This window comes from Massilia soli, assembly GCF_016809835.1.
GTDB classification, from domain to species: domain Bacteria; phylum Pseudomonadota; class Gammaproteobacteria; order Burkholderiales; family Burkholderiaceae_D; genus Telluria_A; species Telluria_A soli.
The window spans coordinates 95,493-121,129 of sequence record NZ_JAFBIL020000010.1 but is presented as its reverse complement, the minus strand read 5'-3'; the positions used below and the strand labels follow the sequence as shown (position 1 = coordinate 121,129).

The 25,637-nt window shown below is 64.7% G+C and carries 24 protein-coding genes; 7 read left to right on the top strand and 17 right to left on the bottom strand.

Translation table 11 applies throughout. From position 1 onward, the window contains the following. Positions 1-15: 15 nt before the first annotated feature. Positions 16-1,233 carry an efflux RND transporter periplasmic adaptor subunit gene (locus I4X03_RS21890; protein ID WP_223470854.1) on the bottom strand — a complete coding sequence of 406 codons (1,218 nt, stop codon included), beginning with the start codon at positions 1,231-1,233 and terminating at the stop codon, positions 16-18. Positions 1,234-1,375: 142 nt separating this feature from the next. Here I4X03_RS21890 and I4X03_RS21885 point away from each other — a divergent pair, with 142 nt between their 5' ends. Continuing rightward, positions 1,376-1,996 carry a TetR family transcriptional regulator gene (locus tag I4X03_RS21885; protein WP_223470845.1) on the top strand — a complete coding sequence of 207 codons (621 nt, stop codon included), beginning with the start codon at positions 1,376-1,378 and terminating at the stop codon, positions 1,994-1,996. A gap of 115 nt (positions 1,997-2,111) precedes the next feature. Here the strand turns inward: I4X03_RS21885 and tal are convergent, their stop codons facing one another. From tal to pgi, 7 genes are all read right to left on the bottom strand, one after another. Beyond that, positions 2,112-3,044, bottom strand: a complete 933-nt coding sequence (gene tal / locus I4X03_RS21880) for a transaldolase (RefSeq protein ID WP_223470842.1) — start codon at positions 3,042-3,044, stop codon at positions 2,112-2,114. A gap of 58 nt (positions 3,045-3,102) precedes the next feature. Further along, positions 3,103-3,603: a free L-methionine (R)-S-oxide reductase MsrC gene (gene msrC, locus I4X03_RS21875; RefSeq protein WP_370660545.1), complete on the bottom strand. Its 501-nt coding sequence runs from the start codon at positions 3,601-3,603 to the stop codon at positions 3,103-3,105. A gap of 33 nt (positions 3,604-3,636) precedes the next feature. Further along, positions 3,637-4,491 (bottom strand): SIS domain-containing protein, encoded by an 855-nt coding sequence (locus I4X03_RS21870; RefSeq protein WP_223470839.1) that lies wholly within the window; start codon positions 4,489-4,491, stop codon positions 3,637-3,639. Positions 4,492-4,592: 101 nt separating this feature from the next. Next, positions 4,593-6,059, bottom strand: a complete 1,467-nt coding sequence (zwf, locus tag I4X03_RS21865) for a glucose-6-phosphate dehydrogenase (protein ID WP_223470837.1) — start codon at positions 6,057-6,059, stop codon at positions 4,593-4,595. A 196-nt stretch (positions 6,060-6,255) separates the two neighbouring features. After that, positions 6,256-6,714: a hypothetical protein gene (locus I4X03_RS21860; RefSeq protein WP_223470835.1), complete on the bottom strand. Its 459-nt coding sequence runs from the start codon at positions 6,712-6,714 to the stop codon at positions 6,256-6,258. After that, entirely contained in the window at positions 6,711-7,610 is a 900-nt protein-coding gene (locus I4X03_RS21855; RefSeq protein WP_223470833.1) for an SMP-30/gluconolactonase/LRE family protein, read from the bottom strand. Before I4X03_RS21855 ends, I4X03_RS21860 begins: the two co-directional genes overlap by 4 nt. 1 nt (position 7,611) lies before the next feature. Continuing rightward, the gene (gene pgi / locus I4X03_RS21850) at positions 7,612-9,255 is read right to left on the bottom strand and encodes a glucose-6-phosphate isomerase (protein WP_223470897.1); all 1,644 of its coding nucleotides are present in this window, start codon (positions 9,253-9,255) and stop codon (positions 7,612-7,614) included. 297 nt (positions 9,256-9,552) lie between these two features. On the opposite strand from pgi, the gene edd reads away from it, so the two are divergent. Genes edd through I4X03_RS21835 form a run of 3 tightly spaced genes read left to right on the top strand, consistent with a single transcriptional unit; the run spans position 9,553 to position 12,721 of the window. After that, entirely contained in the window at positions 9,553-11,466 is a 1,914-nt protein-coding gene (gene edd / locus I4X03_RS21845; RefSeq protein WP_223470831.1) for a phosphogluconate dehydratase, read from the top strand. Then, the gene (gene eda / locus I4X03_RS21840) at positions 11,463-12,086 is read left to right on the top strand and encodes a bifunctional 4-hydroxy-2-oxoglutarate aldolase/2-dehydro-3-deoxy-phosphogluconate aldolase (protein WP_223470829.1); all 624 of its coding nucleotides are present in this window, start codon (positions 11,463-11,465) and stop codon (positions 12,084-12,086) included. Before edd ends, eda begins: the two co-directional genes overlap by 4 nt. Before the next feature lie 50 nt (positions 12,087-12,136). Then, on the top strand, positions 12,137-12,721 hold the full coding sequence (locus I4X03_RS21835) for a Rhs element Vgr protein (RefSeq protein WP_223470827.1): 585 nt from the start codon (positions 12,137-12,139) through the stop codon (positions 12,719-12,721). Between the two features lie 9 nt (positions 12,722-12,730). On the opposite strand, the gene I4X03_RS21830 is transcribed toward I4X03_RS21835, so the two are convergent. From I4X03_RS21830 to I4X03_RS21800, 7 genes are all read right to left on the bottom strand, one after another. Then, a complete protein-coding gene (locus I4X03_RS21830) occupies positions 12,731-13,951 on the bottom strand; it encodes an ABC transporter permease (protein ID WP_223470825.1) in 1,221 nt (406 codons plus the stop codon). 16 nt (positions 13,952-13,967) lie between these two features. Beyond that, a complete protein-coding gene (locus tag I4X03_RS21825; protein ID WP_223470823.1) occupies positions 13,968-14,642 on the bottom strand; it encodes an ABC transporter ATP-binding protein in 675 nt (224 codons plus the stop codon). Next, positions 14,639-15,850 (bottom strand): efflux RND transporter periplasmic adaptor subunit, encoded by a 1,212-nt coding sequence (locus I4X03_RS21820; protein WP_223470821.1) that lies wholly within the window; start codon positions 15,848-15,850, stop codon positions 14,639-14,641. Before I4X03_RS21820 ends, I4X03_RS21825 begins: the two co-directional genes overlap by 4 nt. Before the next feature lie 13 nt (positions 15,851-15,863). Further along, complete coding sequence (locus I4X03_RS21815; protein ID WP_223470819.1) at positions 15,864-16,559, bottom strand: YIP1 family protein; 696 nt, start codon at positions 16,557-16,559, stop codon at positions 15,864-15,866. 80 nt (positions 16,560-16,639) lie between these two features. Further along, complete coding sequence (locus tag I4X03_RS21810; protein ID WP_223470810.1) at positions 16,640-17,590, bottom strand: sensor domain-containing diguanylate cyclase; 951 nt, start codon at positions 17,588-17,590, stop codon at positions 16,640-16,642. A 1-nt stretch (position 17,591) separates the two neighbouring features. After that, positions 17,592-18,212 (bottom strand): chemotaxis protein CheC, encoded by a 621-nt coding sequence (locus I4X03_RS21805; protein WP_223470794.1) that lies wholly within the window; start codon positions 18,210-18,212, stop codon positions 17,592-17,594. Between the two features lie 4 nt (positions 18,213-18,216). Further along, positions 18,217-18,582, bottom strand: coding sequence for a response regulator (locus tag I4X03_RS21800; RefSeq protein ID WP_223470792.1), 366 nt, complete (start codon positions 18,580-18,582; stop codon positions 18,217-18,219). A 181-nt stretch (positions 18,583-18,763) separates the two neighbouring features. Here I4X03_RS21800 and rpiA point away from each other — a divergent pair, with 181 nt between their 5' ends. Together rpiA and I4X03_RS21790 are read left to right on the top strand one after the other, a co-directional pair. Continuing rightward, positions 18,764-19,441 carry a ribose-5-phosphate isomerase RpiA gene (gene rpiA / locus I4X03_RS21795; protein WP_223470790.1) on the top strand — a complete coding sequence of 226 codons (678 nt, stop codon included), beginning with the start codon at positions 18,764-18,766 and terminating at the stop codon, positions 19,439-19,441. A gap of 38 nt (positions 19,442-19,479) precedes the next feature. Beyond that, positions 19,480-19,812 (top strand): hypothetical protein, encoded by a 333-nt coding sequence (locus I4X03_RS21790; RefSeq protein ID WP_223470788.1) that lies wholly within the window; start codon positions 19,480-19,482, stop codon positions 19,810-19,812. Between the two features lie 118 nt (positions 19,813-19,930). Here I4X03_RS21790 and I4X03_RS21785 read toward each other — a convergent pair whose 3' ends face one another. Then, positions 19,931-20,203, bottom strand: a complete 273-nt coding sequence (locus tag I4X03_RS21785; RefSeq protein ID WP_223470786.1) for an oxidative damage protection protein — start codon at positions 20,201-20,203, stop codon at positions 19,931-19,933. A 31-nt stretch (positions 20,204-20,234) separates the two neighbouring features. Further along, entirely contained in the window at positions 20,235-21,545 is a 1,311-nt protein-coding gene (gene argA / locus I4X03_RS21780; protein WP_223470776.1) for an amino-acid N-acetyltransferase, read from the bottom strand. A gap of 54 nt (positions 21,546-21,599) precedes the next feature. Here argA and hrpA point away from each other — a divergent pair, with 54 nt between their 5' ends. Next, positions 21,600-25,616, top strand: a complete 4,017-nt coding sequence (hrpA, locus tag I4X03_RS21775; RefSeq protein WP_223470774.1) for an ATP-dependent RNA helicase HrpA — start codon at positions 21,600-21,602, stop codon at positions 25,614-25,616. The last annotated feature ends 21 nt before the right edge of the window (positions 25,617-25,637 follow it).

Here is a 25,637-nt window from a genome sequence, read left to right as displayed (position 1 = left end):
TTATTCCTGTTTCTATTAGCGGCTGGCGGCAGGCGCAGCAGCGCCCGCAACAGGAGCGGCGCCAGCATTGGCGGCCTTGAACGGCACCGGCTTGACCGGCGCGCCCGGCACCATCATTTTCTGGAAGCCGTCGACGACGACCTGTTCACCTTCTTTCAAGCCGTCGAGGACAATCCAGTTGCCGTCTTGCTGCGAGCCGATCTTCACCGGGCGCGGCGCCGGCTTGCCGTCGGCGCCGACCACGATCACGGTGTCGCCCTGGGTGCCGCGGGTGACTGCCTGTTGCGGCAGCAGGATACCGGCCGGCAGTTGGGCCTGCGACAGGCGCACGCGCACGTACTGGCCCGGCAGCAGGGAATTGTCCGGGTTCGGCACCAGCGCGCGCAGCGTGACCTGGCCCGAGGTCGGGTCGACCGTCACGTCCGAGAACAGCAGCTTGCCCTTTTGCGGCAGTTCGGAGCCGTCGTCCAGCATCACGGTGACCGGCACGGCGCCGTTGGCGCCGGCCTTGCCGCCGGCCGTCTTGCGCAGGCGTTGCAGCTCGGTGGCGGACTGGGTGAAGTTGACGTAGACGGTGCTGGTCTGCTGGATCACGGCCAGCTGGGTCGCCTCGGCGGCTGACACCAGCGCGCCCTCGGTGACCAGTGCGCGGCCGATGCGGCCGGCGATCGGCGCGGCCACGTTGGCGTAGCCGGAATTGATCTGGGCGACCTGCAGCGAGGCGCGGGCTGCGGCGACGTCGGCTTCGGCCTGCTTCTGGGCTGCCACCACGTTGACGTATTCCTGTTTGCTGACCGCGTTGGCTTCCACCAGCGGCTTGTAGCGCTCGGCCTGGGTGCTGGCCTGGGTCAGGTTGGCCTGGGCCTTGCCGAGCGCCGCGCGGGCGCTGTTGAGCGCGGCTTGGTAGGGCGCCGGGTCGATGCGGAACAGGACCTGGCCGGCCTTGACTTCACTGCCTTCGGTAAATTCGCGCTTGAGCACCACGCCGTTGACGCGCGCGCGCACCTGGGCAACGCGCACCGGCTCGACCCGCCCCGGCAGCTCGGTCTGCAGAGCGATCGGCTGGAATTTGGCGACGATGACGCCGACTTCCGGCGGCGGCCGCGCGCCCGGTGCGGCGCCTGCGGCAGGCGCTGCGTCCTTGTCGCCACAAGCTGACAGCAAGGTCAGCGCGGCAAGGGTGCAGAGGGTGATCCGCTTCACGGACGGGGCAAATGACTGGGTGTGGCGCATGCGTGTACATCCTTAAAATTAAGCGCGGCGTAGCAAAGATAGATTTAATATATTTGTTCGGCAGAGCCCGGGCTACGAGATTTTCGACTATACTATCATGAATGTATGTTTAAAGTCTGTCACCCTCAAATTTGGAGTAACCATGGTCCGCAAGACTAAGGAAGACGCGCTCGCCACCCGCGACAGCATCCTGGACGCCGCCGAACTCCTGTTCGTCGCCCAGGGCATGTCGGGCACCACGCTGCAGCATATTGCCAGCGCGGCCGGCCTGACGCGCGGCGCCATCTACTGGCACTTTGAAGACAAGGCGGCGCTGTTCAACGCGCTGATGGAGCGCGCCAAAATGCCGCTGGAGTCGGCGCTGCAGCTGCTTGAAAAGGAAGACCCGACCGATCCGCTGGGCGACATCCGGGAATACATCGTGTGCGTGTTCCGCCTGACGGTCGATGACCTGCGCGCGCGCCGCGCGTTCGAGATTGCAACGCTGAAGATGGAGTTTGTCGAAGAGATGAACGCGGTGCGCCGGCGCCGCGCCGAAATGACCGGGCAGTGGATGCTCAAGCTGGAAGGCAGGGTCAGGATCGGTATCGAACATGGCTTGTTAAAACCGGATGTTGATGCGAAGGTTGTGGCATTGGGACTGTTCGCGCTGCTCGACGGCCTGCTGCGGGCGTGGCTGCTCGACCCGCAGTCGTTCGACCTGGTGAAGGTGGGGGAACAGATCATCGATACACACCTCGAATGCCTCCGAGCGGTTAAATAATCAGTACTGGCAGGACTTCACGTTCGTCGTTTGCGGCCGCGTGTTTTGGGTCGTCGCGCCGACCTGTCAGGGTGTTCGCCGCCAGGCGGAGAACACCCTTGTGATCCCAGGCGGGTTAGCGCATGCCTGCGATCATCTGCTTCAGCTTGCCCGAGTCCACGCAGAACGCGCGGATGCCTTCGGCCAGCTTCTCGGTCGCCATCGCGTCTTCATTGAGCATGAAGCGGAAGGTCTTCTCGTCCATCGACAGCTTTTCCATGTCCACCGTTGCCGCGTCGGCGCTGAGCTTGCGCTCAACCGCGCCTTCGGCGTCGGCCAGCTTTTGCAGCAGGTCCGGGCTGATGGTCAGGAGGTCGCAGCCGGCCAGTTCGAGGATCTGCGAGGTGTTGCGGAAGCTCGCACCCATTACCTCGGTCTTGTAGCCGAACTTGCGGTAGTAGTTATAGATGCCCTTGACCGACTGCACGCCCGGGTCGTCCGCACCGGTGTACTCCTGGCCGGTCGACTTTTTGTACCAGTCGTAGATGCGGCCGACGAACGGCGAAATCAGCTGCGAACCCGCTTCGGCGCAGGCGATCGCCTGGCACAGCGAGAACAGCAGGGTCATGTTGGTGCGGATGCCTTCCTTCTCGAGCAGTTCCGAGGCGCGGATGCCTTCCCAGGTCGAGGCGATCTTGATCAGGACGCGCTCGCGCGATACGCCGGCCGCCTCGTACAGGGCGATCAGCTCGCGTCCCTTGGCCACGGTGGCTTCGGTGTCGAACGACAGGGCGGCATCGATTTCGGTCGATACGCGGCCGGGAACGAACTTCAGGATCTCGGTGCCGAAAGCGATCAGCAGGCGGTCGACCACTGCGTCGATCGACAGGCCAGGGTTATCCTGGACAGCCTTGTCGAGCAGCGGACGATATTCCGGCTTCTGGACCGCCTTGAGGATCAGCGACGGGTTGGTGGTGGCGTCGAGCGGCGTGTACTGCTTGATCGACTGGAAGTCGCCGGTATCGGCGACGACCTTGGTGAATTGCTTGAGTTGTTCGAGTTGATTCATGGCTGGCCAATTGTGAAGAAAATCATCCTCTATTGTACAACCACCCTCGATCGGCGGCTTAGACGCAATCGGTTGCGGCGAGGAAGGCCGCGACCATCGCTTCGAGCCCGGCGCGGTCTTCTTCCGAAAAGCGGTTCAGGGCAGGGCTGTCGATATCGAACACGCCAATCAGCTTGTCGTCCTTGATCAGCGGGATCACGATTTCGGCGTTGGATGCCGAGTCGCAGGCGATATGGCCCGGGAATGCGTGCACGTCCGGCACCAGGATCGTGCGGCGCTCCTGGGCGCTGGCGCCGCAGACGCCGCGGCCGAACGGAATGCGCGCGCAAGCGACCTTGCCCTGGAACGGACCGACCAGCAGGTCCTGGCCTTCGCCTTTTTTCGACGGCACGGTCAGGTAAAAGCCGGCCCAGTTCAATTCCGCGATGGTGTCGTACACAAAGGCGGAAAACTGCGCCGCGTTGGCGGTCAGGTCACGTTCGCCTTCGAGGATACTGGCGACCTGGCGCGTGAGCATGGCGTAGTCAGGGCGGTTGCTGGCTTCTGGTGTGATGTACATGGCGGGTAGCTTCGGCAGTCGGAAACGTCGATTTTAGCCGATGAACGAGTCGAACTGCATGTCGAACTCCTGCAGCGCCTTCTGGGCGTTCTGCATCTTGCGGCGGAACTCGGGGCCGCGCTGCAGCGCCAGGCCGACTGCCAGCACGTCGATCACGACAAGGTAAGCCAGCCGCGCCGAGATCGGCGTGTACGGATCGATGTTGAAAACCAGGTCGATCGGGATCAGCACCGTGGCCATGTCGGCCAGCGGGGTGCCCGACGGCGCCAGCACGATCACGTCGGCGCCGCCGCGGCGCGCCAGCTTGGCCGAGCGTACCAGCGCCGAGTTGTTGCCGCGCTGCGAGATCGCCACCACCGCGTCGCCCGCATGCAGCAGCGAGGCCGCGATGCTGTGGATCGCCGGGTCGGCATACGCCACCGTCGGCACGCCCGAACGGAAGAACTTGTGCTGGGCGTCGGTGGCCACGATGCCCGACGTGCCCTGGCCATAGAACTCGATTTTTTTGGCGCGCGAGAGGATATCGAGCGCGCGCTGGATCGCTTCGGGATTGAGGTTGTTGCGCAGGTCGAGCAGGGTGTTGATCGAGCGGCTGCAGATCTTGTTGACCAGGTCCGCGGCCAGGTCGTCCTGGGCCGGCTGCTCGTTCGCGCCCGGCAGTGCCAGCGCGAGGCCCTGCGCCAGCTTCAGCTTGAACTCGTGCCAGCCGTCGTAGCCCAGGGTGCGGCAAAAACGCACCACGGTCGGCTCGGACACCTGCGCCGCCCTGGCCAGCGCGGTGATGTTCTGGCTGACGGTGCCGCCCGGGTTGTCGAGGACGGCCAGCGCCACTTTGCGCTCGGAGCGCGACAGTGAGTCAAGCTGGGTGCGGATGGAATCGAGCAGCATGATTAATCTTCTGGCAGCGGTGGAGCAGGGTCTCGTAGCGCGGAGCGCTGCGCCTGCGGAACGGCCTGGCCATGCGTGGCCAGGCTCCTTGCGTTGTCACTTCAGTCCTCAGGCAGCGCTTCTTCGCGCCACTGGAGTCCATCGCGGCCGATCAGCGCCGACGAGGCGGCAGGGCCCCAGGTGCCGGCGGTGTACGGTACCGGCATGCTGTCTTCCTGCTCCCAGTGGTTCAGGATCGGCTCGACCCATTCCCATGCCGCTTCCAGTTCGTCGCCGCGCATGAACAGCGTAAGCTGGCCGCGCAGGACGTCGAGCAGCAGGCGCTCGTACGCTTCCATGCGCGGCGCCTTGAACTGCTCCTTGAAATCGAGTTCGAGTTCGGCCTGCTTGAGGCGCATGCCGTCGCCCGGCGTCTTGGCCATCAGGTTCATGCGCAGGCCTTCGTCGGGCTGCAGGCGGATGACCAGGCTGTTGGGCTGGAAGCTGTTGGTCGGCTGGTTGAAGATCGAATGCGGGATCGGCTTGAAGCGCACCACGATTTCAGCCAGCCGGTCGGCCATGCGCTTGCCGGTACGCAGGTAGAACGGCACGCCGGCCCAGCGCCAGGTATCGATTTCGGCCTTGAGCGCGACGAAGGTCTCGGTGCGCGACTGCTCCGGCGCTTCCGGCTCGTCGCGGTAGCTCGGCACGGCGACGCCTTCGACGTGGCCGGCGCGGTACTGGCCGCGCACGATGTTCTGCGACAGCGTGGTCGGGGTGAAGCGCTTGAGCGAGCGCAGGACCTGCAGCTTGGCGTCGCGCACGGCGTCAGGCGCGATCGAGGTCGGCGGCTCCATCGCGACGATGCACAGCAACTGCAGCAGGTGATTTTGCAGCATGTCGCGCAGCGCGCCGGACGTGTCGTAATAGCCCATGCGGTTGCCGACGCCGATCTTCTCGGCGATGGTGATCTGCACGTCGGAGATCCATTCGCGGCGCCACAGCGGCTCGAACAGGATATTCCCGAAGCGCAGGGCCAGCAGGTTCTGCACGGTCTCCTTGCCGAGGTAATGGTCGATACGGTAGATCTGGTTTTCGGCGAACACCTTGCCGACGTCGAGATTGATCTGCTTGGCGCTGGCGAGGTCGCGGCCAAGCGGCTTCTCCAGCACCACGCGCGAATTCGGGGTCGCCAGGCCGGTGGCGGCGAGGTTGTCGCAGATGCGCGCGAACAGGTGCGGCGGGGTCGCGAGGTAGTAGACGCGGGTCAGCGACTGGTCGGCGCGCAGCGCATCGACCAGCGGCGCGTAGGTCGCCGATTCAGTCGCGTTCAGCGACACGTAGACAATGCGCTTGATGAACTTGGCCCACACCGTTTCATCGACCTGTTTCAGGTGCGGCTTCGACGTGCTCTCCACTGCCGCCATGAACTCGTCCTGCGACCATTCGTGGCGACCGACGCAGATGATGCGCGCGGTGGCCGGCAGGTCGTTGCAGACATCGCGGGAGTACATTGCCGGCAGCAGCTTGCGCATTGCCAGATCGCCACTGCCACCAAAGAGAACGAGGTCGAAATCGGAAAGAGCCATAGTAATTGATCGCAGAAAGTGATTGCCGAGGGAAGATGATGCAGCGTTCAAGCCTGCGTGGGCGCACGCAAACGCAGGTTGACGCAGTATGTATGTAAATTTACTACATAGATATCTGCTTTGCAAGAAAATCTACTACATTTTTGTCCGGGGTCGCCGCGACCCCGAACGTGAGAGCAGGCAGTCCTGCTGTGGATCAGTCGTCTTTGGCGGCAAGCGACATCGAATCGATGCGCCCGCCGGTGCTGGCGATGTACAGGGTGCGGTTTTCGCAGGTCAGCTCAAGGCGCGTCGGCAGTGGCTGCGGCAGGTTCAGTTGCTGGGCCACGCTCTCTTGCGACCAGCCGCGCGAGGCGAGGTGCGAGCGCTCCATGATCGAGCTCACTACCCACGGACGCCCGTCCGCCGTCACGCGATAGTCGATTTGCGCGTCGCGCCCCTCAAAGCGGTAGGTCGATCCTTTGCCTCCCTTGCCGACAAACCTGTCCGGCGGTGCGCCGGTACGGCCTTCGACTTGTGCTGCAAGGTGCGCGTCTTCTTTCTGGATAAAGGCGCAGATGCCTTTGTGGCTTTCAGTCGCCGCGCTGGCGTGCGCGCTGATGAACAGGATGCCGGCGGCTGCCAGCATGCGGAAGGGGAGGTGTGGGTTTGTCATGGCTGATAGGCATTCTCTACGCGGCCTGCGACATCGACGCGCAACGACAACAGGCGGCCGGTTAGTGGGAACTGCGCGATTTCATCTGCTGGACGGTTGCCCAGGCTGGTAATAAACAGGGTACGCATGTCGTCGCCGCCGAAGGCCATCATGGTCGGGCAGTTGACTGGAAGATGGACCTCGTCGAGCAGTTCGCCGTCAGCCGAAAAACGCAGCAGGCGCGCGCCTTCGATCATCGCGACCCAGTAAGCGCCCTCGCTGTCGACCGCGGCGCCGTCGGGACGGCCGCCGTAGTTGCGTGTTTTGTCGGTCGAGAACTGCTGGAAGCGCGATGGGTGCGAGACCTCGCCGGTCGCGCTGTCGAACTGGTAGCGGTCGACACGGTGGGTGGTGGTGTCGGCGTGGTACATCGCGGTGGCGTCGAGCGAGAAGGCGAGGCCGTTCGACACGGTCATCCCGCCCGACCACTTGAGTTTGATCTCGCCCTTCTCAAGGCAGAACATCTGCGCAGCCTGCTGGTCGCGCGGCTCGTAGATCGTGCCGACCCAGAACCTGCCGGCCGCGTCGACGCGGCCGTCGTTGAAGCGCGTGGTCGTCATGTCGTACGGGGCGGGCGCGATTTCGGCGATGCTGCCATCTTGCGGATTGAACGTGTAGAAGCCGGCGCGCATCGCGACCACCAGGCCGCCGGTGGCGTTGAGCGCGAGCGTCGACGGCTCGGTCGGCATGCGCCATTCATCGTGCGCGCCGGTCAGCGTGTTAAAGCGGTGGATCGTGAAGCCGCCGATGTCGACCCAGTACAGGCACGATTCGGTCGGGTGCCACAGCGGGCTTTCGCCCGTATGCATCGGAGCGTCGTAGGCGACCTTGATGTCGCCGCTGGTGATGGTCGCCATGTCAGGTAGCAGCCTTGGCCATTGCGATCAGGCCGTTGGTCGAGCTGTCGTGCCGTTCTGGTTTGGCTTCGCCGGTCAGCTCGGACTCGATGTTCTTGGCCAGTACCTTGCCAAGTTCGACGCCCCACTGGTCGAAGCTGTTCACGTCCCACAGCACGCCTTGCACGAACGTCTTGTGCTCGTACAGGGCGATCAGGGCGCCCAGCGTGTAAGGGTTCAGGTATTCCATCAGGATGGTGTTGCTGGGACGGTTGCCAGGGAAGGTCTTGTGCGGCGCCAGGCGCTCGACTTCGGCCGGCGCCAGGCCTTGCTGCTGCAGGTCGGCGCGCACTTCGTCGAGCGTTTTGCCGCGCATGAAGGCTTCCGACTGGGCGAAGCAGTTGGCCAGCAGCGCGGCATGGTGGTTCTCGAATTCGTGGGCTGGACGCAGCGCGGCGATGAAATCGATCGGCATCACGTCGGTGCCCTGGTGGAGCAGCTGGAAATAGGCGTGCTGGCCGTTGGTGCCGCAGTCGCCCCAGATCACCGGGCAGGTCGGCACGTCGAGCGGCTGGCCGTCGCGGGTGACGCGCTTGCCATTGCTTTCCATGTCCAGCTGCTGCAGGTAGGCCGGGAAGCGGTTCAGGTCCTGGTGGTACGGCGCGATCGACACCGACGGGCAGCCGAGGAACTGGCGGTTCCAGAAGCCGATCAGGCCAAGCAGCACCGGCATGTTCTTGTCCAGCGGCGTTTCCTTGAAGTGCACGTCCATCGCATGCGCGCCCGCCAGCAGGTCGTTGAAGTAGCCGAAGCCCACTGCCAGCGCGACCGGCAGGCCGATCGCCGACCACACCGAATAGCGCCCGCCGACCCAGTCCCAGAACGGGAACATGTTGGCCGGGTCGATGCCGAAGGTCTTGATCGCCTCAAGGTTGGTCGAGACGGCGACGAAATGGCGCGACAGTTCCGATTCCTTCGCGTGCTGCAGGAACCACGCCCGCGCGGTCTGCGCGTTCATCATGGTTTCGGCGGTGGTGAAGGTTTTCGACGCGATGATGAACAGCGTGGTCTCCGGGTTTACCTTGGCCAGCGCGGCGTCGATGTCGTGGCCGTCGACGTTCGAGACGAAATGCATGGACAGGCGCGGATGCGCGTACTGGCGCAGCGCCAGGCAGATCATCTTCGGGCCAAGGTCGGAGCCGCCGATGCCGATGTTGACGATATCGGTGATCGGCTTGCCGGTGTAGCCCAGCCAGGTGCCGGCGCGGACGGTATCGGAGAACGCGCGCACCCGGTCCAGTACCGCGTGCACATCGGCGATCACGTCCTGGCCGTCGACGGTCAGCTCGGCGCTGCGCGGGGCCCGCAGCGCGGTGTGCAGCACGGCGCGGCCCTCGGTCAGATTGATCTTTTCGCCGGCGAACATGGCGTCGCGGCGGGCCTCGAGTCCACGCTCGCGCGCCAGCTCGGCCAGCAGTTCAAGCGTGCGCCCGTCCACACGGTTTTTTGAATAGTCTAAGAACAGGCCGGCGGCATCGACGGTCAGTTTCGGAAAGCGCTGCTCATCGGCGGCGAACAGCCCGCGCAGCTGCCAGTCTTTGGCATCGCTTGCGTGGGTTTCGAGGGCCTTGAAGCTGGCGGTTTGGGTGAGGGCAGGCTGGCGCATAATTCGGTACATTCGTGGGTTAAGGACGATCCGCGCATCGCGCGTAAGATTATCGAATAATACATGATGGGCACGTAAATTCACTACAAATTGTAGGGCGCGAGTAGGCGTGGGGCGGCGTAAGCGCGCAGCGCGCACCCGCCCAGTTCGGCGTCAACGCGGCGACGGCGGATGCGCGCGAGCGCTTATCCGCCCTACGGAACGCAGTCCGCAGGCGGGCAGTGGTAAACCGCCAAAATGCGCATCCGCCGTCTTTTTGTAGTAAAATTTCACAAAACTAATTCAAAAGGAAAGACCATGGCCTTGCATCCTGTAGTTGACGCGGTAACCCAGCGGATTATCAAGCGCAGCAAACCTTCACGTGCCGCCTACCTCGCGCACCTGGATGCGGCGCGCATGCAGGGCGTGCAGCGCGGCGCGCTGTCTTGCACCAACCTGGCCCACGGCTTTGCCGCTTTCCCGGCCAACGACAAGCTCAAGCTCAAAGAATTCAAGAAGCCGTCGGTCGCCATCGTCTCGTCGTACAACGACATGCTGTCGGCGCACCAGCCGTTCGAGTCCTTCCCGGCGATTATCAAGGACGCCGTGCGCAAGGTCGATGCCGTCGCCCAGTACGCCGGCGGCGTGCCTGCGATGTGCGACGGCGTGACCCAGGGCCAGCCTGGCATGGAGCTGTCGCTGTTCTCGCGCGACGCCATTGCCATGGCGACCGCCATCGCGCTGTCGCACAACATGTTCGACTCGGCGCTGTATCTCGGCGTCTGCGACAAGATCGTTCCGGGCCTGCTGATCGGCGCGCTGCACTTCGGCCACCTTCCTGCGGTATTCGTTCCGGCCGGGCCGATGACGACCGGTATCTCCAACAAGGAAAAGGCCCGCATCCGCCAGCTGTACGCGCAGGGCAAGGCCACCCGCGAAGAGCTGCTGGAAAACGAAGCGGCCTCGTATCACAGCGCCGGCACCTGCACCTTCTACGGCACCGCCAACAGCAACCAGATGCTGATGGAGATCATGGGCCTGCACCTGCCTGGCGCGGCCTTCATCACGCCGGGCACGCCTTTGCGCGACGCGCTGACCGCAGCCGCCGCCCAGCGCGCGGTCGCCATCAGCGAGCAGGGCAACTACATCCCGGTAGGCCATGTGGTCGACGAAAAATGCATGGTCAACGGCATCATCGGCTTGCTGGCCACCGGCGGGTCAACCAACCACACGCTGCACCTGGTGGCAATCGCGCGCGCGGCCGGCATCATCGTCGACTGGGACGACTTCAACGAACTGTCGGCCATCATCCCGATGCTGACCCGTATCTACCCGAACGGCGACGCCGACGTGAACCACTTCCAGGCCGCCGGCGGTCCTGGTTTCGTGATCCGCGAGCTGCTCGACGCCGGCCTGCTGCATGACGACGTCAACACCATCCTCGGCAAAGGCCTGCGCGCCCACTGCGCCGAGCCGTTCCTCGATGGCGACCAGGTCGTCTGGAAGCCGGTTACGGAAACCACCGGCGACGACAGCGTGCTGCGTCCAGCCAGCGCACCGTTCTCGCCGGACGGCGGCATGGTGCTCGTGCACGGGAACCTCGGCCGCGCGGTGATGAAGGTCTCGGCGGTAAAGATCGAACACCGCGTGGTGGAAGCGCCAGCGCTGACCTTCGATTCGCAGGAAGACTTCATGCACGCCTACAAAGCCGGCCGCCTGGACCGCGATTTCGTCGCGGTGCTGCGCTTCCAGGGTCCGCGCGCCAACGGCATGCCCGAGCTGCACGCGCTGACCCCGGCGCTGGCCAACCTGCAGGATGCCGGCCGCAAGGTCGCGCTGGTCACTGACGGCCGCATGTCCGGCGCGTCGGGCAAGGTGCCGGCGGCGATCCACGTGTCGCCCGAGATTCTCGCCGGCGGCCCGCTTGGCCTGGTGCGCGACGGCGATATCATCCGCGTCGACGCTGGCACCGGTACGCTCGAAGCGCTGGTGCCGGCCGAAGTCTGGGCGGCGCGCACCCAGGCCACCGCCAACCTCGGTTCGAACCAGGTCGGCATGGGCCGCGAGTTGTTTGCGATGTTCCGCAGTACCACCAGCCCGGCAGAACAGGGAGCGGCGACTTTCCCGTTGCCGACGGCGATTCCAAGTACCCTCAACGTGCATGAAGGCGCCGACATCGGCAACACGGTGCCGGGCTCCGATGAAGACTTTTTGATCAAGACTGCAAAATGACCATGACCCTACTCGACATCATGCGCTCGGCGAGCGTTATTCCGGTAATCGCCATCGACGATCCTGAGCACGCCGTGCCGCTGGCGCAGGCGCTGGTCGCGGGCGGCATCCGTGTGCTGGAAGTGACGCTGCGTACCGAGCATGGCCTCGGCGCGATCCGCGCGATGGCCCAGGTGCCGGGCGCGATCGTCGGCGTGGGCACGCTGACCCAGGGCGATGAATTCGCCGCCGCGCGCGACGCGGGCGCGGTGTTCGGCGTGTCGCCGGGCCTGACCCCGGCGCTGATCGAAGCCTCGCGCAAAAGCGGCCTGCCGCTGCTGCCGGGCGTGATGACGCCGTCGGAAGTGATGGCCGCGCGTGAGGCGGGCTTCCGCCAGCTCAAGCTGTTCCCGGCGGTGCCGGCGGGCGGCGTGGGCATGCTCAACGCGATCGGCGGCCCGTTGCCCGACGTGACGTTCTGCCCAACCGGCGGCATCTCGATCGACACGGCGCCGCAGTTCCTCGCATGCAAGAACGTCGCCTGCGTGGGTGGTTCGTGGCTGACGCCGAAAGACGCGATCAAGGCCGGAAACTGGGCCTTGATTACCGAACTGGCGCGCGCGGCCGCCGCCCTGCGCTGACGCAAATGAACGCGGCGCGTGCGCACCGCGCGCCGCGCTAGAATGGGCTCATGTCATCCCATGAGCCTCCGCACATCCTGGTTTCGCCGACCGCACGCCCTGCGGCGCGGCCTCACCGTCCCATGACGGACGGCGAGGTGCGCATGGCCTCGGCCCTGTTCGGCGACGCCATCGACTACGCGCGCGTGCGCATTTTTGGCCGCCGCTACCTGCCCTTCGGCCTACAGCCGCGCAACTGCGCAATGTCGCCCAATGGCAGCATCTACTTCCACCGTTCCTGCTGCCTGTCGGATTTCTCGCGCGGCGACGACCATGCGCGTCATTGGTTCATGCACGAGATGGTCCATGTGTGGCAACACCAGCTCGGGTATCCGGTACGCCTGCGCGGTGCGATTCGCATCGGGCTGGGTTACCGCTACGAGCTCGCGGCCGGCAAAACGCTTGCCGACTACAACATGGAAGCGCAGGGCGACCTGCTGGCAGATTACTTCGTGCTGACGCACTTGCGTGCTCCGCGCACGATGCGCCAGCCGCGCTATGCGGACAGCCGCGCCCTGTTTGAGCAAGTGCTGGCAGGCTTCCTTGCCAACCCGTCTAGCCGGGCCAACTTGCCGCGCCGGCTTCTGCGCGGCTGACAATCGCCGTTATTCGTAGCGCAGGGCATCGATTGGATCGAGTTTTGCCGCTTTGCTGGCCGGGAAGACGCCGAAGATGACGCCGACGCCGCCCGAGAACAGCAGCGACACCACGATCGCCCACCACGGGACGAAGGCGGTCGGGAAGTTCGGAATCAGCGCTGCCACGCCCATGCCGATCGCGTAGCCCAGCGCCACGCCAATCAAGCCGCCGAACATCGCCAGGATCACCGCTTCGATCAGGAACTGCAGCATGATGTCGCGGCTGCGCGCGCCGATCGCCTTGCAGATGCCGATCTCGCGGGTACGCTCGGTGACCGATACCAGCATGATGTTCATGATGCCGATGCCGCCGACCAGCAGCGCGATGCCGACGATGCCGCCCATGACCATCGTCACCATGGTGCTGATCTCGCCGAAGCTCTTGGATAGCTGGTCGGCAGCGACCAGCTCGAAGTCGTCCTTGTCGCCGGCCTTGAGCTTGTGCGAGCCGCGCATCGCGGCCGTGAGCTGGCGCTTTACCTCTTCCGGTGCGGTGGCGCTGTCGCTGCTGACGTTGATCCGCATGTTTGGCTTCTGGTTATTGCCGATCATGCTGCGGCCAGTCTTGAACGGGATGATCAGGTAATCGTCCTGCGACATCCCGAACAGCTCGCCGCGCGTCTCCATCACGCCAATCACCTTGAACCATTCGCCCGAGTACTGGATGAACTGCCCGAGCGGGTTGCCTCTCAGGTGCAGTTCGTCGATCAGCTTCGACCCGATGACCGCGACACGGCGCGCGTTGGTCTCGTCGGCGTTACTGAGAAAGCGGCCGGACTGCACATACCGCTGGTGGACGTCCTGGTAGCTCGGCGTGGTCGCGAGCACGTGCGCGAACGCCTTGTTGTTGGCGACGCGGACGTCGCCACCGCCGGGCGAGAACACCGGGCACAGGTCGCGGATGCCGTCGACGTGGGCGCGCAGCTGTTCGACGTCCTCGAAGCGCAAGGTATTGATCTTGCCTCGCAAGACATCCTTGAAGTCGTTCTTTGCGCTGATCGTGATGGCGTTGCTGCCAAGGCCTTCGAACTGCTTGCTGATGCTTTGGGACATACCCTGGATCAGCGACACGACCGCGATGACCGAGGCCACGCCGATGATGACGCCGAGCGAGGTCAGGAAGCTGCGCAGCCGGTGCGCGCGAATGGCGCCGAGCGCGGAGCGCAACGCCTCGATGAATACGTACATGCTGGTTCTTCCGCGCTTAGTTGAGGATGTCGCTGACGACTGCGCCGTCGTGCAGTCGCACCACGCGCTGGCACTCCGCCGCGATCTCGGGTTCGTGCGTGACCATGACAACGGTCTGCCCGGCCGCGTGCACCTCGCGGATCAGCGCCAGGATGTCGCGGCTGGTGGCCGAATCGAGGTTCCCGGTCGGTTCGTCGGCCAGCAGGATCGAGGGCTTGCCCACCAGCGCGCGCGCGATCGCCACGCGCTGGCGCTGGCCGCCCGACAGTTCGTTGGGACGATGGTGCATGCGTTCGCCCAGGCCGACGTGGCGCAGCGCTTCTTCGGCCATGCGCACGCGTTCCTTCAGGCCGATGCCGCGGTAGATCAACGGCTGGGCGACGTTGGCCAGCGCGGTGGAGCGCGGCAGCAAATGAAAGCTCTGGAAGATGAAGCCGATTTCGGCGTTGCGCACCTGCGCCAGTTCGTCGCTTGCCATCGTCGCCACGTCGCGCCCGTTGAGCAGGTAGGTGCCCGAGGAAGGGCGGTCGAGGCAGCCGAGGATGCTCATCATCGTCGATTTCCCCGAGCCGGAGGCACCGATGAAGGCGATGTATTCGTTGCGTTCGATGTGCAGGTCGACGCCTTGCAGCGCGCGCACTTCCTGGTCGCCCATCCGGTAGGTTTTAGTCAAGCCGGACAATTCGATCACAGGCTGTCCCTGGCCGCCGGCGCCTTGACGCTGGCGTTCCGCTTGGCGTCCGGCTTGAGCGCGCCGACCGCTTCGCCGTCGCGCAGTTCGCGCAACAGGCGCGCCGGGCCAATCGCCACGGTGTCGCCCCTGACCACGCCTTTGAGTACTTCCTGGTTGTTGTCGTCGGCCAGCCCGAGTTCAACCGTCCTCTTTTGCACGGTTCCATCGACCACCGCCATCACATAGCTGCTGGTCTTTTCCCTGGCGCCGCCGGCCTGCTCGGTCAGCACCGCCTGCAGCGGAACGGCCGGGCGCGCGATGCCGCCGCCCAGCACGATCTCGACGCGCGCGGTCATCCCGGTGCGCAGCGACAGCGGGCTGTCGTCGAGCCGCACCTTGACGATGTAGTTGCGGCCCTGGGTGCTGACCTTCGGCGTCAGCGACACGCTTTCGACCTTGCCGGCGACAGGCTTGTCGGCATACGCGGAAGGGAACACCCGCGCGCTCTGGCCCGCGACCACGCCGGCGATGTCGGCTTCGTCCACGCTGACCTCGGCCATGATCCCCGATACGTCGGCAATCGTCATCAGGCTCGAGCCGGCGATGCCGGTGGCGCTGGCAACGGCGGTTTCGCCGACCTTGATCTGGACCGAGGTGGCGGTTCCGCTGATCGGCGCGCGCACTTCGGTTTTGGCCAGCCGCTCCTGGGACAGCGACAGCACGGCCTCGGCCTGTTGCAGCGCTTCGCGGCTGGCGCGCAGTTCCACCGACGCCAGGTCGGCCTTGTGGCGCGCATCTTCGTGTGCACTGGCGCCGATGAATTTGGCGTTGGCGAGGCTGGCACTGCGCTCAAGGTTGCGCTTCTGGTTGGCCAGATTGAGCTGGGCGCGTTCGATCGCAATGGCGGCGCTGCGGCGGTTGGCGTGCTGCTGGGCCACTTCGGCGCGGTAGGTGGTCGGATCGAGCCTGAGCAGAACCTGCCCGCGCACGATCTTGTCGCCCTCCTTGACCAGCACCTCGCTCACCTTGCCGATAACTTCGCTGGAGAGCTGCACTTCCTGGCGAAACACCAGGTTGCCCGAGGCGAGGATGGTCGGCTGGATCTGGCGCAGTTCGACCGTGGCCAGTTCGGCCTCCTTGACCGTCTTGTTCCTGGAGAGCTTGACGGCGACCGGCACGCCGATGAAGGCCAGCACGACGGCCGCCGCAATGAGTTGACGTTTCATCGACTCTCTGCTGTCACGCGAACAGCACGATCTTGGCGGCCCACAGGCCGAAGATGATGGCCACCGGGAGCACGCTGATGGTGATGCAGGTTGCCAGGCTGCGGCCGGTCCAGACCCGCAGGCCGATCACCGTCAGCGCGACTGACCACAGCAGCGGCAGATCCAGGCTGTTGAAGAAACTTGCCCAAGGGTGGCCGGCCGGAAGATTCAGCAGCAGGAAGTTCAGCGAAACCATCGACAGGTCTTCCAGCGCGACGCGGCCGCCCGACGTCATGATCTGCATTGCCATCAAAGGCAGCACCAGCAGGCGCGGAAGCGAAGTCCACGCGGTCAGCGCAAACCATTTTCCGTAGCTGATATCGCTGCCGATGAATTTGCCGGCGAGCAGATAGTACAGGGCGTACAGCGCGTAGACGATCGGTGTTCCGAGCAGGACGCCGCCCAGCGCCGACCATGTCATCAAGGTCGGCGACATTACCTTGTGCATCGCTTCTCGCTGTTCGGCCGTCATGTCCGGCGTGGCGGCGGCGGTCTGGTCGAGCATCCAGGCAAAATCGACGGTCTGGAAATACCAGTAAATCATGGCCGCTGTGCCGGCCATGATGGCCAGCAGCGGCAGCCAGGTGTGGGATTTTGCGCGCAGCGCCGCGAAGGCCTTGCCTGGTTCGTAGAACATTTGAAGTGAAATCGCCGCCGCGTTTGTCGACATGTCAGGTATCCCGTTTTCTTGATAGCTGCACAATATCCTTTGCCGATCTGCGCGTCCATGCGACGTGGGTAAGCCGGCGATTATTCGATGCGCTCGATGACCAGGCGGTTGCGCCCGGCGCGCTTGGCCGCATACAGCGCGCGGTCGGCGGTCCCGATCAGGACCGCCGTTTCGGCGCTGTTTCGTGCCGTGCGCGTGGCCATGCCGATGCTGACCGTGACCTGCGCGAAGTCGCTAGAGGGCGCATGGGGAATAGCCAGCTGTTCGACGCGCGCGCGCATCGCCTCGGCCAGCTGGCGCGCCTGGTCCTCGCCGATGTCGGGCAGGATCACCGCGAACTCCTCGCCGCCGTAGCGCGCGATCAGGTCGAGCGGCCGATGCAGCATGCCGGCCAGCGCATGCGCCACGCGGGCCAGGGTCTCGTCGCCTTGCTGGTGTCCGAAGTAGTCGTTGTACGGCTTGAAGAAGTCGATGTCGATCATCAGCAGCGACAGCGGGCTGCCGGAGCGCTTGGTGCGGCGGATCTCGTTGTCCATCGCGGCGTCGAAGTGGCGGCGGTTGGCGATCCCGGTGAGGCCGTCCGAGTAGCTTTGCAGGCGCAGATCGAGCGCCTGTTCGCGCAGCAGGCGCTCGCGGTGGACCGCGTAGCTGACGTCGCTGACCTGGATCAGGCAGTGGCGCCGTTCGCCCGGCATGTCGAGCGGCGTCACGGCGACCGCCTGCTGCAGCCGTTCGCCGCGCTGGCGCGCTTCGGCGTCGACGTACAACGGGAACGGCGCCTTGTGCAGCGTTTGCGACAGGATCGCCGGGAAGTTATCGTACAGGGCGTGGTGCACGGCGCCGTCGATGCGCCTGCCGCGCATGCCGTCGAACACATCGAGGAAGTCGCGGCCCAGCACCTCGCTGGCGTGTTGGCCGGAGTGCTGCGCCATCCAGCGGTTCCACAGGACCACCTTGCGGGCGTGATCGAGCACGATCACGCCGAGGTTCATGGCGCCTAGCGCGCATTCGAGCAGGGCGGGGCGGGTCATGCTAGGCGCCGCCTGTGATCTTGGCGAGGTAGCGGTCGACCTGCTCCTGCAGGTCGTTCAGCGCCGACAGGTCGAGCACGAACGCGACATAGCCGTGGATCTGGTGCTTCTCGAGGATGAAATCGATGTGCAGCATCAGCACCACCGTGTCGACCGCGGTGCCCGTCGCGGCCAGGATGTCGTCGCTGGTGCCGACGTGATAGCGCGGCAGCGAGCCGCATAGCTCCTGCGAGAAGATGTTGGCCAGGGTGCCGACGCAGGAGTTGAGGATGATGTTGCCGATCTCGCTCATGGCCTCCTGCTCCATTTCGCTCAGCTCCGTCAGCGCGATCGCGTCGCCGACCATCAGCCGCACGATGTCGAGGCTTTTCTCCTCGGGGAACATCAGGATCGCTTCGGTGGTGAACGCGCCTTCGTAGCGCTGGCTGACGCCGCACACGCGGCGCTGTTCGCCGTTGCACAGCAGGGCAGCGGCCTCGGTCCGGTTCAGGAACGAGATCGACGGCACCGACATCGTCACTTCCTCGTTGACGATTTCGCTCATCGCGCCGGCGGCGTGGCCGACGCCGATGTTGAAGATCTCGACCAGCGCGTCGTGCTGGAGGTCCGTGAGATTGAACATCGCGCTAGTCCAGCGCGCCCAGCAGCGAGTGGATGCGCGCTTCGGTGATCGGCTTTTCCATAAAGCCGATCCCCAGTTCGTTGGCGCGGTTGCGGGTGGCATGCTGGACGTTGGCGGTGACCAGCGAAATGTGCGTGCCCGGACATGCCGCGCGCAGCTGTTCGGCCGCCGCCAGGCCGCCCATGCCTGGCATGTTGACATCGATCAGAATCAACAGGGGCGACAGGCCGCTCGCCTTGATCAGGGCGTCTTCGCCTGTGACAGCCTCGATCACGGTCCAGCCGGGCTGTTTGCTCAAGATAAACTGGCGTGCCATCAGGCGCGAAACGCGGCTATCGTCGACGACGAGGACTGTCTTGGTGGCGGTCATGTTGGCTTCCCTGAGATGTTTCGCACCAACTATTCTGGCACCAAGTCATCCATGGAAATTGCCAAACAGCACGTTCTTTGCGCTGCGTCTTTGTTGCCACGGCGGCAAGGCGGCGGAAATTGCCCGGCCCCGGAACAGTACGATCCGTTAAAATGGCATATTCCTCATTTTTACGCACATCATGACTCAAGACGAACTCAAGCAAGCGGTGGCACGTGCCGCCATCGACTACGTGGTTGACGGCGAAATCATCGGCGTGGGCACCGGCTCGACGGCCAATTTCTTCATCGATGAACTGGCCCTGATCAAGCACCGCATCAAGGGCACGGTGGCCTCGTCGGAGGCGACTGCCGCGCGCCTGCGCGGCCACGGCATCGACGTGTTCGACCTCAATGACGTGACCTCGATCGCCGTGTACATCGACGGCGCCGATGAAATCAACGCCGGCGGGGCGATGATCAAGGGCGGCGGCGCCGCGCTGACGCGCGAAAAGATCGTCGCGTCGGTATCGAAGCAGTTCGTCTGCATCGCCGACGGCTCCAAGCTGGTCGACGTGCTGGGCAAGTTCGCGTTGCCGGTTGAAGTGCTGCCGATGGCGCGCAACGCCGTCATGCGCAAGCTGGCGCAACTGGGCGGCCAGCCGCGCCTGCGCACCAAGCCGGGCACGGACGAGGCGTTCATCACCGACAACGGTGGCGAGCTGATCGACGTGGCGGGCCTGCAGATCACCGATCCGGCCGCGCTTGAAACCCAGATCAACCAGATCGTCGGCGTCGTGGCGGTCGGGCTGTTCGCCCAGCGCGGCGCGGACGTCTGCCTGCTGGGCACCAGCGAAGGCGTCAAGAAACTGACGTTCTGAACGGGCGCTGCCGGCCCACCACCTACCTCGGGGGATCCATGAAGCTGATTGTGTTGACCATGTGCGCGCTGCTTGCCAGCGGCTGTTCGATGTTCAAGGGCGCGCCGGTGGCTGAGAAGCCAATGACGCCGCGGGTGGTGCCGGCGCCGCCGCTGGTCGATGCGAATGGCGCGCCGATCGAGCGCCTGCCGTTCGTGCCTGGCCGCTCGTCGGTGACGGTGGAGCGGATGGCGAAGCAGAAGGGATGTACCGGAGGACTGGGGGCCGGGCTGGTGACGCCGGAAGGGCCGGTGGAGGTGTACCGCATGCGCTGCCAGGAGGGCAAGACCTTCATGGCGCGCTGCGATTTACGGCAGTGCAAGGCGATGTAAAGCCAAGGTCCTCACGTAGGGCGGATAAGCGAAAGCGCATCCGCCATTGCAAGCGTCAACGCGACGCAGGCAGTGGCGGATGCGCTTTGCTTATCCGCCCTACGGTTCTCGGAAGGAATTACTCCGCTGGCGGCACGTAACCCATCGCGGCGTCGGCGCCTTCGCCAAAGAAATGCTTTTCCATCTGCGTCGCCAGGTACTTGCGCGCGCGCTGGTCCGCCAGGTTCAGGCGATTCTCATTGACCAGCATGGTCTGGTGCTTCAGCCAGGCCGCCCAGGCTTCCTTCGAGACCGATTCGTAAATCTTCTTGCCCAGCTCGCCAGGATACGGCGGGAAATCCAGCCCTTCGGCTTCTTTGTTGAGTTTAATGCAATGGACGGTGCGGGCCATTTCTGCTCCTGATGCGTGTGTGAAAGTACGATTATAGGGATTTGACCAGCACCTGCGACTTGCGTTGCCAGTTGTACATGCGCTGGCGGTCTTTTGGCAGCGCATCGACGGTCGCCGGCTTGAAGCCGCGTTTCTGGAACCAGTGCGAGGTGCGGGTGGTCAGGACGAACAATTGTTTGAGTCCGGCGGCACGCGCGCGGTTCTCCATGTGCCGCAGGATACGCTCGCCGTCGCCCTGGGTCTGCACCTCGGGGTTGACGGTCAGGCATGCCATTTCGGCCATCTTTTCTTCGGGGAACGGATACAGCGCCGCGCAGCCGAAAATCACGCCGTCGTGCTCGATGACCGAAAACTGGTCGATTTCGCGTTCGATCAGCTCGCGTCCGCGCTTGACCAGGGTGCCGTCGGCTTCCAGCGGCTCAATCAGCTTGATAATGCCGCCAACGTCCTCAATTGTGGCCTTGCGCAGGCTTTCGAGGTTCTCGTGGCTGATCATGGTACCCACGCCGTCGTGGGTAAACAGTTCGAGCAGCGCCGAACCGTCCATCTGGAACGGCACGATGTGCGCGCGCGGCACGCCGCTGTTGCAGGCCTTGATGGCGTGCTGCAGGTAGAACGAGGAGTCGGTCGGCAGGAAGCCCGCTTCCAGCACGGCTTCGGCCTGGTGCGAGGACAGTTCGCGAATTTCAGCGCCGCCTTCGTCGAGCATCATCTCGGTTTCGGTGATGAAGACGATTTTATCGGCGTGCAGCGCGATGGCGGCCGACACGGCGACATCTTCCATCGTCAGGTTGAACGCTTCGCCGGTCGGCGAGAAGCCGAGCGGGGAGAGCAGCACCAGGCTGTCGGTGCCGAGGATCGCGTGGATTCGCTCGGCGTCGACCTTGCGGGTGATGCCGGTGAGCTCGAGGTCGACGCCGTCGATCACGCCAAGCGGACGCGCGGTGACGAAGTTACCTGAGATGATGCGGATCGCGGCATGCGCCATCGGCGTGTTCGGCAAGCCCTGGCTGAACGCGGCTTCGATATCGAGCCGCAGCTCGCCCGCGGCTTCCTTGGCGCATTCGAGGGCGGCGGTGTCGGTGATGCGAATGCCGTTGTGGAAGCGGCCTTCGACGTTACGCAGCGCCAGCTGTTCGGCCACCTGCGGGCGCGAGCCGTAGACGATGACGACGCGGATGCCGAGTGCCACCAGCAGCGACAGGTCTTGCGCCAGGACGGACAGTGCGCCGGCTGCGACAAGTTCGCCCGGGAATGCGACGACGAAGGTCTTGCCACGGAAAGCGTGGATGTATGGCGCGACTGAACGCAGCCACTGGACGAATTGGGTAGGAGTTTCCATTTGCCGCATTATAATTCGCTGCGCGACTTGCGCGCCAAATTCATGCAAAAAACGATGTCCGAACAGAGTAACAAGCCCGAAGCCCCCGCAGCACAGGCGCAGCAACCCCGCAACCCGGCCCCAAAGGCGCGCGACCAGCGTCAGGGACAGCCGCGTCCTGCGCGCGAGGTGGTGCGCAATCCGCTGCCCCCGATTACCTTTCCGGAAGACCTGCCGGTGTCCGGCCGCCGCGCCGATATCGCCAAGGCGCTCACCGAGAACCAGGTCATCATCGTGTCGGGCGAGACCGGCTCGGGTAAAACCACGCAGTTGCCGAAGATCTGCCTTGAACTTGGCCGCGGCCAGAAGGCCCTGATCGGCCACACCCAGCCGCGCCGGATCGCCGCCTCGTCGACCGCCAAGCGCATTGCGCAGGAACTCGGCTCGCCACTGGGCGAGCACGTGGGCTTCAAGGTCCGCTTCAACGACACGCTTAGCAAGGGCGCGTCGGTCAAGCTGATGACCGACGGTATCCTGCTGGCCGAGACCCAGACCGACCCGCTGCTCAAGGCCTACGACACCATCATCATCGATGAGGCCCACGAGCGCAGCCTGAACATCGACTTTTTGCTTGGCTACCTGAAGCAGCTGCTGCCGCGCCGGCCCGACCTGAAGGTGATCATCACGTCGGCGACCATCGACGCAGAGCGCTTCTCGCGCCACTTCGGCCAGCCTGGCAAGCCGGCGCCGGTGATCGAAGTATCGGGCCGCCTGTACAAGGTGGAGGTGCGCTATCGCCCGGTTGACCGCGACCCGGTCACCGGCTCCCCGGCGCCGGAAGGCAAGCCGCAGCCGAAGGCCCAGGCGGCGCGCGAGAAGCGCGACCTGATGGACGGCGTGATCGACGCGGTCGATGAACTGAGCCGCATCGGTTCCGGCGACGTGCTGGTGTTCCTGCCCGGCGAGCGCGAGATCCGCGACTGCGCCGAAGCGCTGCGCAAGCACCATCCGCCGCATGTCGAGATCCTGCCGCTGTTCGCCCGCCTGTCGGTCGAAGAGCAGGACCGGGTCTTCAAGATCACCAATGCGCGCCGCATCGTATTGGCCACCAACGTGGCCGAGACCTCGCTGACGGTGCCTGGCATCCGCTTCGTGGTCGATGCCGGCCTGGCCCGCGTGAAGCGCTACAGCTTCCGCAACAAGGTCGAACAGCTGCAGGTAGAGCCGATCGCGCAGTCGGCGGCCAACCAGCGCGCCGGCCGTTGCGGCCGTGTCGCCGATGGCGTCTGCATCCGCCTGTACGAGGAAGACGACTTCCTGCAGCGGCCTAAATTTACCGAGCCGGAGATTTTGCGCTCGTCGCTGGCCGCGGTCATCCTGCGGATGAAGTCCCTGCACCTGACCGACGTCGAGACCTTCCCGTTCATCGAGCCGCCGCAGGGCCGCGCCATCGCCGACGGCTACCAGCTGCTGCAGGAGGTTGGCGCGGTCGATGAAGCCAACCAGCTGACTCAGCTGGGACACAAGCTGGCCAAGCTGCCGCTCGATCCACGGGTGGGCCGCATGATCCTTGCGGCGCTCGACAACGCCTGCCTGACCGAGATGCTGGTGGTGGCCTCCGCACTGTCGGTGCAGGACCCGCGCGACCGTCCGATGGAGCATCAGCAGGCGGCCGATGAAGCGCACAAGAAGTTCGCCGACGAGAAGTCCGAGTTCCTGTCCTTTATAAAAATCTGGAGCTGGTTCGAGCAAGCCATCGAGCATAAAAAGTCGAACCGCCTGCTGCAGGAATCGTGCCGCAGCAATTTCCTGTCGCAGGTTCGCCTGCGCGAGTGGCGCGACGTGCATTCGCAGCTGCTGACGATCGTGCGCGAGCAGGGCTGGCGCCTGAACGATGCGCCGGCCACGTATGAGAACCTGCACACCGCGCTGCTGACCGGCTTGCTCGGCAACGTCGGCTTCAAGGCCGAAGATGAACCGGGCGGCGCCTACCTCGGCGCGCGCGGCATCAAGTTCCACATCTGGCCAGGATCGTCGCTGCTCAAAAAACCGGGCAAGTGGGTGATGGCGGCCGAACTGGTGGACACCACGCGCCTGTACGCGCGCTGCGTCGCCCAGATCCAGCCCGAGTGGGTGGAGCGGGTCGGCAGCCACCTGCTGAAAAAATCGTGGGGCGAGCCGCGCTGGGAAAAGCGTTCGGCACAGGTGACCGCGTCGGAGAAGGCCACCCTGTACGGGCTGACGGTGTACAGCCAGCGTCGCATCAACTACGGCCAGAAGAATCCGGCCGAAGCGCGCGAGATCTTCATCCGCGACGGCCTGGTGGCGGGCGACTATGAAACGCGCGCGCCGTTCTTCGCGCACAACCAGAAGCTGATCCGCGAGATCGAAAACCTCGAACACAAGTCGCGCCGCCTCGACGTGCTGGTCGATGACCACCTGATCGCGGCCTTCTACGAGAAGATCATCCCGCTCGACGTGGTCAATGGCGCCGGCTTCGAGAAGTGGCACAAGGATGCGACGTTCGATAATCCGAAGCTGCTGTTCCTGAACCGCGAAGAGCTGATGCGGCACGAAGCGGCTGGCGTGACGACCGAGCTGTTCCCGAAAATGATGTCGGTGACCGGCATCGAGATGCAGCTTGGCTACCACTTCGAGCCGGGCAGCCCGCGCGATGGCGTCACCCTGTCGGTGCCGCTGTTTGCGCTGAACCAGCTGCCGCGCGAGCGCGCCGGCTGGCTGGTGCCGGGCATGCTGAAGGAAAAGGTGCATCTGCTGCTGAAATCGCTGCCGCAAAAGCTGCGCCGCCACTGCGTGCCGCTGCCGGACTTCGCGGCGCGTTTCTGCGAGCGCGTGCAGGACGCGGGCAGGTTCGGCCGCGGCGACCTGGTCGAGGCGCTCATCGCCGACATCCGCGCCCAGACCGGCATCGCCGTGCTGACCACCGACTTCAAGGTCGAAACCCTGCCGGCGCACCACTTCATGAACTTCAAGGTGGTCGACGAGCACGGACGCCAGCTCGACATGGGCCGCAACCTGTCGGCGCTGCAGGACGAATTCGGCCGGCTGGCACGCGAGAGCTTCCAAAAAATGGCGGAAGGAAAGGCGCAGGCGGCGCCCTTGTCGGCGGCCTCGGTTCAGCAGCTGTCGGGCGGGAAGAAGAGTGCGCCGCTGACGCCGAAAGGGGCGGCGCCGGTACAGGCCGCAGCGGCGACCGCGCCGTCCGCCCCGGCGGTTAGCCAGCACATCGGACTGACCAGCTGGACCTTTGGCGAATTGCCGGAACTGCTGGAGATCGTGCAGGGCAAGCTGACCCTGATCGGCTTCCCGGCGCTGGTCGATAAGGGAAGCCATTGCGACCTGGAGGTGTTCGACGATCCTGCGGTTGCTGCGCGCACACATCGCATCGGCCTGCGCCGCTTGTTCGCGCTGCAATTCCGCGACCAGCTCAAGTTTGCGGAAAAGAATATTCCGGGTATGCAGCAGATGGGCATGCAATTCATGGCGCTGGGGTCGCAGGAAGAGTTGCGCGACCAGATCATCCAGAAGGCGATCGATATCGCGTGCCTGCAGGACCCTCTGCCCACCGATGCCGCGTCATTCAACAAGCGCAAGGACGAGGGCAAGTCGCGGCTTGGCTTGCTGGTCAACGAGATTGCGCGGCTGGTCGGGCAGGTGCTGGCCGAGTATCACGGCCTGCCGAAGAAATTGCAGAACGTCCCGCAGCCGGTCGCCACGGATATCCTGGGGCAATTGCAAGGGCTGGTGCACAAGCGCTTTGTTGCCGATACCGACTACGCGCAGCTGGCGCATTTCCCGCGCTATCTGAAGGCGGTCAATGTGCGCCTTGAGAAGCTGCGCGGCGACCCGACCCGTGACGCCAGGCTGATGGCGGAGTGGAGCCAGTCGGCCAGCCATTTCGTGCGCGCGGCCAAGGACAGGCTCGCGGGCAAGAACACCGATCCGAAAATGGTCGAGTTCCGCTGGATGCTGGAAGAACTGAGGGTGTCGCTGTATGCCCAGGAACTGCGCACGCCAATGCCGGTGTCGGCCAAGCGCCTGCAGAAGGTGTGGGAATCGATGCAGCGCTAACGCGGTTTGGGCGGATGACGC